General features: G+C 74.7%; 9 protein-coding genes and 1 pseudogene. 5 read left to right on the plus strand and 5 right to left on the minus strand.

What is annotated here, in order from left to right:
• The 4 genes from JWQ92_RS00715 to mtrA form a co-directional block, all read right to left on the minus strand.
• Nucleotides 1-601 (minus strand): ComF family protein (locus JWQ92_RS00715; RefSeq protein ID WP_297342541.1); only part of this gene is annotated, 601 nt, incomplete at its 3' end.
• Between the two features lie 91 nt (nt 602-692).
• On the minus strand, nt 693-2,351 hold the full coding sequence (locus tag JWQ92_RS00720) for a GerMN domain-containing protein (protein WP_297342542.1): 1,659 nt from the start codon (nt 2,349-2,351) through the stop codon (nt 693-695).
• The gene (mtrB, locus tag JWQ92_RS00725; protein WP_297342543.1) at nt 2,348-4,018 is read right to left on the minus strand and encodes an MtrAB system histidine kinase MtrB; all 1,671 of its coding nucleotides are present in this window, start codon (nt 4,016-4,018) and stop codon (nt 2,348-2,350) included. Before mtrB ends, JWQ92_RS00720 begins: the two co-directional genes overlap by 4 nt.
• Before the next feature lie 5 nt (nt 4,019-4,023).
• A complete protein-coding gene (mtrA, locus tag JWQ92_RS00730) occupies nt 4,024-4,704 on the minus strand; it encodes an MtrAB system response regulator MtrA (RefSeq protein WP_297342544.1) in 681 nt (226 codons plus the stop codon).
• Nucleotides 4,705-4,837: 133 nt separating this feature from the next.
• Here mtrA and JWQ92_RS00735 point away from each other — a divergent pair, with 133 nt between their 5' ends.
• The 5 genes from JWQ92_RS00735 (at nt 4,838) to JWQ92_RS00755 (ending at nt 10,316) form a co-directional block, all read left to right on the plus strand.
• Nucleotides 4,838-6,055, plus strand: coding sequence for a hypothetical protein (locus tag JWQ92_RS00735; protein WP_297342545.1), 1,218 nt, complete (start codon nt 4,838-4,840; stop codon nt 6,053-6,055).
• 20 nt (nt 6,056-6,075) lie between these two features.
• A complete protein-coding gene (locus JWQ92_RS00740) occupies nt 6,076-6,708 on the plus strand; it encodes a DUF4129 domain-containing protein (RefSeq protein WP_297342546.1) in 633 nt (210 codons plus the stop codon).
• The gene (locus JWQ92_RS00745; RefSeq protein WP_297342547.1) at nt 6,705-7,916 is read left to right on the plus strand and encodes a DUF4350 domain-containing protein; all 1,212 of its coding nucleotides are present in this window, start codon (nt 6,705-6,707) and stop codon (nt 7,914-7,916) included. The genes JWQ92_RS00740 and JWQ92_RS00745 overlap by 4 nt, the downstream gene beginning before the upstream one ends.
• Nucleotides 7,913-8,866, plus strand: a complete 954-nt coding sequence (locus JWQ92_RS00750; RefSeq protein ID WP_297342548.1) for a MoxR family ATPase — start codon at nt 7,913-7,915, stop codon at nt 8,864-8,866. Before JWQ92_RS00745 ends, JWQ92_RS00750 begins: the two co-directional genes overlap by 4 nt.
• A gap of 118 nt (nt 8,867-8,984) precedes the next feature.
• On the plus strand, nt 8,985-10,316 hold the full coding sequence (locus JWQ92_RS00755) for a DUF58 domain-containing protein (protein WP_297342549.1): 1,332 nt from the start codon (nt 8,985-8,987) through the stop codon (nt 10,314-10,316).
• A gap of 77 nt (nt 10,317-10,393) precedes the next feature.
• Here JWQ92_RS00755 and JWQ92_RS00760 read toward each other — a convergent pair.
• Nucleotides 10,394-10,981: pseudogene (locus JWQ92_RS00760) on the minus strand (hypothetical protein); the annotation flags it as partial.

A 10,981-nucleotide genomic window follows, 5' to 3' on the forward strand; every position in this document is an offset into this window, starting at 1 on the left:
CGGTGAGCGTCGCGCCGGTGGTGACGACGTCGTCGACGAGCAGCACCCGTCGTCCGTCGGCCGCGCCGCTGCGCATGCTGCCCGCCACGTTCCGCAGCCGATCCTCGCGCCCGAGCGCCCGCTGATCCGCGGCGCGCCGTTCGAGGCGGAGCAGCCGCAGCGACGGCAGCGACGCCCGGCGCAGCACCACCCGCACGGGGTCGTACCCGCGATCGCGCGTCGAGCGGATGGTGGCCGGCATGGGCACGAGCGTGACGGGCTCCGCCCCGAGCACGGGCGACGCCGCCTCGATCGCGGCGCGCAGCGCGGCGGCGAGGTGCGGCCCGTGCTCCGTGCGGCCCTCGTTCTTGAACGCGAGGAGCACGCTGCGCGCCACCCCTTCGTAGGCGAGCCCGCTCCAGACGGGCAACGCCCTGGTCCCGATGCGACGCAGCGACGGCACCGGCAGGAGCGCGAGGCGGCACGCCGCACAGATCGGCGGCCCGACGGACCCGCACCCGGTGCACGGCACGGGCAGCACGACCTCCTGCAGCATCCCGAGCAGTGCGGCGACCCGCCCCCGCGCCGCTGCGACCGTGCCGGTGCTCGCCACCTCCGTCATCCCGGCAGGATGCCGCCGACGCGCGGGACGGCCCGGCGGGTGAGCGCCGATGCGCGCCGGCGGCGCCGCTCCGGAGCATGGGGAGGAGCGGTCAGCGCTGCACGAAGAGCACGTCGGCCGCGACCGACGGGTCGGTCGACCAGACGGCGCCCGACAGCTCGGCGATCGAGCCGTTCTGCAGCCGGGCGCGGAGGTCCTTCAGGCTCGTCGCGCCGACGAGGGTGTCCGCCATGGAGAGGCGCCCGACCGAGCTGGGCAGGCCGCCGAGCTGCTGCACCGTGACGTCGTCGCCGGTGTCGTCCTGCGCGAGCACCGCGACCGACGAGCCGGCGGCATCGACCCAGGTGGCGTCGAGCGCGGTCGTGGAGGCCGGCACGTCGACGTCGTAGTGCTGGCTCGTGAGGGCGAGCGGGACCCCGGACGTGTCGCGGACGATCCCCGCGACGAACGCGATGGGGCCGCGATCGGTCGACGCGAGCACCAGCATCCGCGTGCCGTCGCGGGACGCCTCGATGGCGATGATCGAGGTGACGTCCTGCATGGTCACCGCGACGGACACGACATGGCCGCGGGCGTCGACGGCCCGCCAGCTGTTCGGATCGGCCTGGGGCACGGAGTAGGTCCAGCCCCGGTCGTCGAGGGTGGGATCGATGAGCCCTGGCCGCGAGTCCACGACTCGGGTCGCGCCCGCCGTGACGACCTCGATGCCGGAGGGCGTGCGGACGGCGGCGAACCCGCGGGACAGCGACACGGTGCCGCCCTGCGGCCCGGTCGCGGCGATCTGCCGCCCCAGCGTCCGCTCGGGCTTGAAGTCCGACCCCGCGATGGTGCCGACGACGCCCTTGCGCAGCACGAGCGCGCTCAGCGGCGGGGCCGCTGTGGGTGGCAGCGTCGGCGCGTGCTCCACGTGGCCGCCGACCGAGACCTGCACCTGCTGGATGCCCTTCAGGTTGAGCAGCGAGTCCTCCAGCTGGGCGCGCATGCGGGTCACCGCGGTGAGCGACGGCAGCTCCGACCCGGTGTCGAGATCCACGGTGGCGACGCCGGAGGCGACCTGCACCGAGCTGACCGTCGTTCCGTGCGGGAAGGCGCTCGTGGTCACCGGTGGCGCGATCGGCGCCGCCGGACCGGCGAGCAGGGCCTGCACGACGCGCAGCGGCGTGATGTTGCGGGCCGGGAACCACCGCAGATCGGGCACGGTCTGCGACCACCGCGGGTCGAAGTAGTAGGCCGGCCGCGCCGTGAAGAGGCTGCCGAAGTAGTTGGTCCCGAGGACGATGCCGCCGGGCGTCTTCGCGATCCGCCACTGACCGTTCACCTTGGCGAGGGTGAACGGCACGGGCCGGTCACGCGGTGCGGCGTAGCCGGTGTAGACGCCCTCCGCGTTCACCTCCGCGGTGGCCGGGACGGTGACGACGATCGAGGTCTCGGAGACCGCCTTCACCTGCCACGGCTGGTCGTGGATGAGCACGCGGGCGTCGGGGTTCCAGGTCTTCGCGAGGGCCGGGGTGAGGAAGTCGCGGGCCACCCGGTACGAGTGCTGCTGGCCGGTCGCCGCGGTGAGGAAGCCCTGCACGATGTCCGCGGGCGCCTCGCCCTGCGCGGGCGGGTACGGGACCAGCACCACGTCCTGGTTCTTCACGTCCTGCGTCTGCCCCACCTTGACGTCGCCGCTCGTGGGGATGTCGGCGCACCCGGCCAGCACCAGCACGCAGGCGGCCGCGAGGAGCGCCGCCCACCACCGCCTCATCTCCGCACCGCCGGGAGGCGACCCGTGGGCGGGCGGTGCGTGGCCGCCACCGCGGTCGACGGGAACGCGTCGGCCGGCTCGAGCGGCACGGGACGGCCGATCATCGGGGCGTCGGGCGACCTCGGCAGGGTGAGCACGAAGTTCGTGCCGTCGCCCTCCCGGCTCCACACCTCGAGGCTGCCACCGTGCAGCAGCGCGTCCTCGAGGCTGATCGCGAGTCCGAGGCCCGTGCCGCCGATCCGCCGCTGGCGGGACGGATCCGCGCGCCAGAACCGGTCGAACACGCGGTCGGCGTGGTGCTGGGGCATGCCGGCGCCGTGGTCGCGCACACCGAGGCCCACCGCGGTGGCGGAGCTGTCGACCGTCAGGACGATGGGGCGCCCGTCGCCGTGCTCGATGGCGTTCGCGAGGAGGTTGCGCACGATGCGGGCGATGCGGCGGGCGTCGACCTCGATCTCGACGTGGCCGCCGGGGGTGACCAGCCGCACGGGGGTGCCCATCTCGTCTGCCAGCCCCGCGAGCGAGTCGATCGCCTCACGGGCGAGCTCGACGAGGTTCGTCGGTTCCCCCGCGACGTCGGCGGCCTGCGCATCCATCCGGCTGATCTCGAGCAGGTCGCCGAGCAGCGCCTCGAAGCGCTCCACCTGGTCCCGGAGCAGCTCGGCCGACCGGGCGGCCGGCGGATCGAGGGCCTCGCGGCCGTCGTAGAGCACATCGCTGGCCAGGCGGATCGTCGTCAGCGGCGTGCGCAGCTCGTGGGAGACGTCCGAGACGAAGCGCTGCTGCACGCGGGAGAGGTTCGCGAGCTGGGTGATCTGCCGCTGCAGGCCGTCCGCCATCCGGTTGAAGGACCGGGCGAGCGTGGCGACGACGTCCTCCCCGCGCTCCGGGATGCGCTGCTCGAGCCGCCCGTCGGCGAGCTCCTCCGACACGAGCGCGGCCTCCTTGATCGGCCGCACGACGAGCGACACGACGACGGTCGTGACCCCGCCGATCAGCAGCAGCAGGGCCGCGCCGCCGATGAGCAGCGTGCGCTGCACGAGGTCGAGGGTCGCCTGCACCTCGGAGAGGTTGTAGACGAGGTAGAGCTCGTACTGGTTGCCCCCCACCTGCAGAGGCTCCCCCACGATGATGCCCGGGAGGGTGCGGCCGGGGCCGGAGGGCAGCGCGACGGGCTGGTAATGCTGGCCCGTCGGTGCGGCCTCCACCGAGCGCTTGAGCTGCTGCGAGATCACGGCCTCGACCCCACTCGGGATCGTGACCGCCGGCAGCGCGACACTGCCCGACTGCCCCGGGCTGACGAGCCATGCCAGCCCGTCCGCGGCCGCGGTCGTGCGCACCTGCTCGACCGCGCTCTGCTGCAGCACGCCCAAGGTCGTCGGGTCGTACGCGGTCGCGGTTCCGAGCACGCGCTGCGCGGCGGACGCGGCGCGCGCCGAGGAGGCGAGCACCTGGTTCACGCGGTCGTGGTAGAGGCCGTTGGCGATGCTCACCGACAGGACGCCGCCCACCGACACGAGCGCGACCGCGCTGAGCAGCACGGTCACCACGACCGTGCGCACGCGGAGCGACCGCCGCCACAGGTGCACGGGAGCCGTCGCCGCCCTGCGCGCCTGCAGGAGGCGGGTGCCGGGAAGGGGCCGCCCGACGGTCGCGCCGGAGGACATCCGGGTCAGACTGCCGCGCCCGCGCGGTAGCCGACGCCGCGCACCGTGGTCACGATCCTGGGGTTCTCGGGGTCGCGCTCGACCTTGGCGCGGAGGCGCTGCACGTGCACGTTCACGAGGCGGGTGTCCGCCTTGTAGTGGTAGCCCCACACCTGCTCGAGCAGCATCTCGCGGGTGAAGACCTGGTGCGGCTTGGCCGCCAGGGTGTGCAGCAGGTCGAACTCGAGCGGCGTGAGCTGGATCTTCGTGTCCCCGCGCAGCACCTCGTGGCCGGCGGCGTCGACGACGAGATCACCGATGCGCAGGCGGCTGCCGGGCGTGGCCGGCGCCGGGCGCAGCCGGGTGCGGATGCGGGCGACGAGCTCCTTGGGGTCGAACGGCTTCACGACGTAGTCGTCCGCCCCGGACTCGAGGCCGACCACGACGTCGGTGGTGTCGGACTTCGCGGTGAGCATGATGACCGGCACGCCGCTCTCCGCCCGGATCTCGCGGCACACCTGGATGCCGTCGACGCCCGGCAGCATCAGGTCGAGCAGCACCAGGTCGGGCTTCGCGGCCCGGAACGCACCGACCGCCTTGGCGCCGTCCGCGCAGAACACGGGGTCGAACCCCTCGGTGCGCAGCACGATGCCGATCATCTCGGCCAGCGCCGTGTCGTCGTCGACGACCAGGATGCGCCCGCTCATGCCTCGAGTTCTCCTTGAGCCGCTTCGCGCTCGGGTGCGCGGAAGTGGGCTCAGCGTACTGCCTCGACCGCGGATCGCCGGGTATCACGCCCGCCTCCCGCGACCGCGGCGCCCGACGTGCGAGAGTTGCGTCATGGCTGATCAGGGGGACGAATGGGCCTCGCCGTCCGGTGGTCAGGGCGACGGCGGGCAGCGTCCGCGCCAGGAGGGACCGCCCCGCTACGGTGAGCGGATCCCCGGCTGGACCCCGCCGGCCCCTGCCGCCCCTCCGCCGTCCGCCGGGAGCGGGCAGCACGGATACGGCCAGCAGCCGGGCGGCTACCCCGCCCCCGGCGCCTACGTGCCCCCGCCGAAGCCGGGCCTGATCCCCCTGCATCCGCTGTCGTTCGGCCAGCTGCTCGGCGCCGCGTTCGCCGTGCTGCGCTACAACCCGCGCGCCACGATCGTGCCCACGCTGATCGTGAACGTCGTGCAGGTCGGCTTGACGCTCGCGCTCTTCGGTCTCGTCGGCGTCTCGGCGGTCGACCGCCTGCAGCACGCGAGCGGGCCCGACCAGGGCGCCGTCGCCGCAGGCGTGATCGCGGAGGGGGCGCTCGGCGGACTCGTCGTCGCCGCGATCTCGATCTTCGGCACCGCGCTGCTGCAGGGCATGCTGACGCTCGCCGTCGCGCGCGGCACGCTCGGCAAGCGGCCCGGCGCCGGCGAGGTGCTGCGGCGGGCGCTGCGGTCCATCTGGCCGCTGATCGGCTTCGGGGTGCTCGTGTCCGGCGTCGAGATCGTCGTGATCGTGGTGCTCGCCCTGCTCGTCACGGGAATCGCACTCACCGGGACGACGGTCGGTGTGGTGCTCGCGGTGCTCCTCGGCGTCTTCGGGGGCCTCGCCTTCGCGATCGCCGCGGGGTTCCTGCTGGTGAAGCTGGCCACCGTGCCGAGCGCGATCGTGCTCGAGGGACTCGGGGTCTTCGCGGCGATCGGCCGCTCCTGGGTGCTCATGCGCGGCGCGTTCTGGCGCACCCTCGGCATCTTCCTGCTGGTGATCGTGATGGTCGGGATCGCCAGCCAGATCGTGAGCGCCCCGTTCAGCCTGATCGGCGGCGCGGTGGGCGGCCTGCTCTTCCCGAACGCCGCCGGCTCCACGGATCCGACCGTCGCGGTCCAGACGGCACTGATCACTTCCATCCCCGCCACGATCGTCTCCTCCCTCGTGCAGAGCATCGGCGTCGTCGCCCAGGTCTCGGCGTTCGCCCTGACCTATCTCGACCGCCGGATCCGCCGCGAGGGGCTCGACCTCGAGCTGCAGCGCGTCGTGGAGCAGGGCGGCCCGGATCCGTTCGAGCCGGCGGCGAAGTGATCGGAGGACTGCCGACCGCCGTGCCCGTGCAGCCCGGCGGCGACCAGGCACGCCAGTGGCTCATGCAGGAGCTGGCGAAGGCGCCGTACCAGACCGCGAAGCCGACACCGTTCGACATCGTCTCGCAGGCGGTGTTCGAGTGGTTCCAGAGCCTGTTCACCTCGAAGACGTCGGTCGCGCCGCCGGTGCTGCTCGTGGCGGCGCTGATCGTGGTGGTGGCGCTGATCGTCGTCGCGCTGGTGCTCTTCGGCGTGCCGCGGCTGAACCGGCGCAGCGGGGTCGGGGCCGGGCTGTTCGGCGAGGACGACCGGCGCACCGCGGACGAGCTGCGCCGCTCATCCGCCGCGGCCTTCGCCGGGAGCGACTGGTCGACGGCGGTGCTCGAGCGGTTCCGCGGGCTGGCGCGCGGGCTCGACGAGCGCACCGTGCTCACGGTCTTCCCCGGCACCACCGCCACCGGGTTCGCGCGGCGGGCGGCGGAGGCGTTCCCGGCCGACCGGCGGGACCTGGACGCGGCAGCCGCCGTGTTCGACGACGTCCGCTACGCGGGCCGGGCGGCGACCAGGGCCGAGGCCGAGGCCGTCGCGGCGCTCGACGACCGGCTGATGGTCACCCGCCCGCTCCTCGAGGACGCGGCGGCCCTGCCGCGATGACCGCCGTGGAGATCACGCCGGCGGCCACCCCGACCCTCCGGCAGGCCGTCCGCCGCCTCCGCTTCCCGGCGATCGTGGCGGTGGTCGTCGTCGTGCTCGCGCTGATCGGGCTGTTCACCGCCGGCGGCGTGAACGCGGGGACGCCCTTCGGGCCGGACAACCCGGCGCCGGCCGGCGCGCAGGCGCTCCGCTCCGTCCTCGAGCAGCAGGGTGTCGCGGTCACGCGGGTCTCGCGACTCGCCGACGTGCCCGCCGGCACCGAGACCCTGCTCGTCGACGACGCCGACGGCCTCGTGCCGGCCGCCGGATGGCGGGCCCTCCTGCCGCGCGCCCCGCGGCTCGTCGTCGTGCATCCGGGCGTCGTCGCCCTCGGCGTCGTGCTGCCCGCCGCGCGGGAGGCGGGCCGGCCGGACGGGACCACGGCCTCAGCGGGCTGCAGCGACCCGATCGCCCAGCGCGCCGGCTCGATGGACCTCACCGGCGTCTCCCAATCACTGCGCGTGATCGGCGGCGCGGCGACCACCTGCTACACCGACACCTCGGGCGGGGGCGGCCAGCTCGTCTCCGGCACCACCCAGGGCACCCATGTCGTGCTGCTCGCCGACGGCACGGCATTCGAGAACGCACACGTCGCGGAGGACGGCAACGCGGCCGTGGCGCTGAACGCCCTCGGGGCACACCGGCGACTCGTCTGGTACCGGCCGGATCCGCTGGACCCGTCGATCGGCGGCCGCATCACCCTGCAGCAGCTCACACCGGCGTGGGTCACGCCGCTCGTGCTGCTGCTGTTCGCGAGCGGACTCGCCGCGGCGCTGTGGCGCGGCCGGCGCCTCGGCCCCCTCGTCGTCGAGCGGCTGCCCGTCATCGTGCGGTCCCGGGAGACGGTCGAGGGCCGGGCCCGGCTCTACCAGCGCACCGGCGCACGGCTCCGTGCCGCGGATGCGCTGCGCATCGGCACGATCGGCCGGCTCGCCCCCACGCTCGGGCTGTCGCGGCTCGCGACCGTCGACGAGGTCGCGACCGCCGCCGCGGGCGCGCTCGGCAGGCCCCGTGAGGAGATCCGCGGGCTCCTGCTCGAGGCCGAGCCGCGGTCCGACGCCGACCTCGTGCGCCTCTCCGACGACCTCGTGCGGCTGGAGGCGGCCGTCACCGCCGCCGTCCGCCCCGACGCCCCCCGATCCGCCCCGCAGAACGGAACCTCCCGATGACCGACGACCTCCGCATCCGCCTCGCCGCCGTCCGCACGGAGGTGGGCAAGGCCGTGGTGGGCCAGGACGCGGCCGTGACCGGCCTGATCATCGCCCTGCTCGCCCGCGGACACGTGCTGCTCGAGGGCGTCCCCGGGGTCGCGAAGACGCTGCTCGTGCGGTCGCTGTCGGCGTCGCTGGCGCTGCAGACCACGCGCGTGCAGTTCACGCCGGACCTGATGCCGGGCGACGTGACGGGCTCGACGGTCTTCGACGCGAGCTCCGGGAGGTTCGACTTCCGGGCCGGACCCGTGTTCACGAACCTGCTGCTCGCGGACGAGATCAACCGCACGCCGCCGAAGACGCAGTCCGCGCTGCTCGAGGCGATGGAGGAGCGGCAGGTCACCGTCGACGGCGTCTCGCGGAAGCTGCCGGAGCCGTTCCTCGTCGCCGCGACCCAGAACCCGGTCGAGTACGAGGGCACCTACACGCTGCCGGAGGCGCAGCTCGACCGCTTCCTGATGAAGCTGGTGCTCGACGTTCCGCCGCGTGAGCAGGAGGTCGAGGTGCTGTCGCGGCACGCCGCCGGATTCGACCCGCGGGATCTGCAGGCCGCGGGCGTCCGCCCGGTGCTCCGGCCCGAGGACCTCGTGCAGGCGCGCGCGGCCGTGCAGCAGGTGCAGGCCGCCCCGGACGTGCTCGGCTACGTCGTCGACCTCGTGCGGGGCACCAGGAACGCGCCGAGCGTGCAGCTCGGCGTCTCCCCGCGCGGTGCGACCGCGCTGCTCGCCGCGTCCCGGGCGTGGGCGTGGCTGCGGGGTGCCGCAGCGCTCACCCCCGACCACGTGCAGGACATGGCGCTCCCGGTGCTGCGGCACCGCATCCGCCTGCGGCCTGAGGCGGAGCTGGAGGGTGTCTCGGTCGACGCGGTGCTGCGCAGCGTGATCGCGAACGTGCAGGTCCCCCTGTGACCACGCTCCTCACTCGAGAGTTGCCACTCTCTGCTGGTATCGGGCGCTCGAAACCACAGAACCTGGCAACTCCCGTGGTCAGTGGCGCGCGTGTGGCCGTGCCCGGAGGCGTGCTGCCGTGGTGATCACGGGGCGGGTGCCGCTGCTGCTGCTCGTCGGGCTCGTGCCCCTCGTGGGGCTCGGCGGCTTCGGGCCCGCCTGGGCGGTCGGCACCCTGCTCGCCTGGCTCGCGCTCGTGGCGCTGCTGATCGGGACCGACGTCGCGACCGCGGCCTCGCCCCGGCGGATCCGGGTGGAGCGGGACCTGCCCGATGCGGTGCGCCTGGGCGAGCCCGTGCGGGCGACGCTGCTGCTCACCAACGCCGGGCGCGGCCGGATCCACGGCATCGTCCGCGACGCCTGGACGCCGTCCGCCGGCGCCGCGCCGTCCCGCTGGCCCCTCGACCTGCCGCCCGGCGAGCGGCGGGCGTTCGCCACGACGTTGACGCCGACCCGGCGCGGTGAGCGGCGCAGCGAGCAGGTCACCGTCCGCTCGCTGGGGCCGCTGAGGTTCGCGGGCCGCCAGGCGACCCTCGTCGCGCCCGCCGCCGTGCGGGTGCTGCCGCCGTTCAACTCGCGCCGGCACCTGCCGTCGCGCCTCGCGCGCCTCCGGGAGCTCGACGGCCGCACCCTGCTGCAGGTGCGCGGCCAGGGCACGGAGTTCGACTCGCTCCGGGAGTACGTGCGCGGCGACGACGTGCGCTCCATCGACTGGCGCGCGACCGCCCGTAACTCCGCGCTCCCCGGGGCGGGCCGTCGGCTCATGGTGCGCACCTGGCGCCCCGAGCGGGACCGCCGCGTCGTGATCGTCGTCGACTCCGGCCGCACCGCTGCGGCCCGCATCGCCGACGAGACGCGCCTCGACACCGCGTTCGAGTCATCGCTCCTGCTCACCGCGCTCGCGACCCGTGCGGGCGACCGGGTGGACCTGCTCGTCTGGGACCGCCGCATCCGGGCCCGCGTGCACAACGCCTCGTCGGCCGAGGTGCTGCACCGGATGGTGGAGGCGATGGCACCGGTCGAGCCCGAGCTGCTCGAGACCGACTGGACCTCGGTGCCCGGTCAGATCCGCGCGCTCACGTCGCAGCACGCCTTCGTGGTGCTGGTCACCTCGCTCGAGGGCGCCGGCAGCGCGCGCGGCCTGCTGACCACGCTGCCGCAGCTGACCAGCCGGCACACCGTCGTGATCGCCTCGGTCACGGACCCGGCGGTCGTCTCGATGACGACGGACCGGCGCGACCGCGACGGCGTCTACCTGGCCGCGGCGGCGGAGCGCAGCCTGCTGGAGACCGCACGCCTCGCCGCAGCGGTGCGACGGATGGGCGCGGAGGTCGTCACGGCGCCCCCCGAGGACCTGCCGCCGGCGCTCGCGGACCGCTACCTCGCCCTGAAGGCGGCCGGCCGGCTCTGACCGCGCCCGTCTGCGGCTCGCACGGACATCTGCTGCCGGCACACCTGCCGCAGACGTCCGCGGGGGCCGCACATGCGTCAGGCGGGGGGTGTGAGAACGGTGCGCTCGGTGACCACGAGGACCGGCGCCGGCGGCGTCGTGCCGGTGACCGCGCCGAGAACCGGGAGCCAGGGCCCCGCGCCGACCCGGTACTCCGCGGCATAGATCACCTCGACCTGCGCCCGCCGGCTCGCTCGGGACGTGTACACGTGGCTCGTGGCGGTGACGGTGAGCTCCTGCTGGCCGAGGGCCGCCCACGTCGCGCCGGGTGTCGCGGTGGTGCGCTCGGCGCCGTCGCCGTAGATCCATCGGTACAGCTGCGGCGTGAAGCGCACCTCGGCCGGCCCGCCGAGCAGGGTGCCCTCGACGGTCGCCGGCTGCACGTCGGCCCAGAAGTTGGCGGGCACCCCGACGACGGCCCATCCGTTCGGCTCGGAGTGGACCGCGCCGAGCGCGGGGAGGAACCGTGCGACGTCGGCCGCCGTCACGACCTGAGCGGCCACCCCGGCGGCGGGCGCGCCTGGAGCCCCGGGGAGGAGCAACGGGTTCAGCACCGTCGGGCCGCGGCGGATGCCGCAGTCGCCGTTGCCCGCGCAGATGCGGTTCAGCAGCGCCTGCAGCTCCGC

This window comes from Amnibacterium sp. (assembly GCF_025463795.1).
Lineage (GTDB): Bacteria > Actinomycetota > Actinomycetes > Actinomycetales > Microbacteriaceae > Amnibacterium.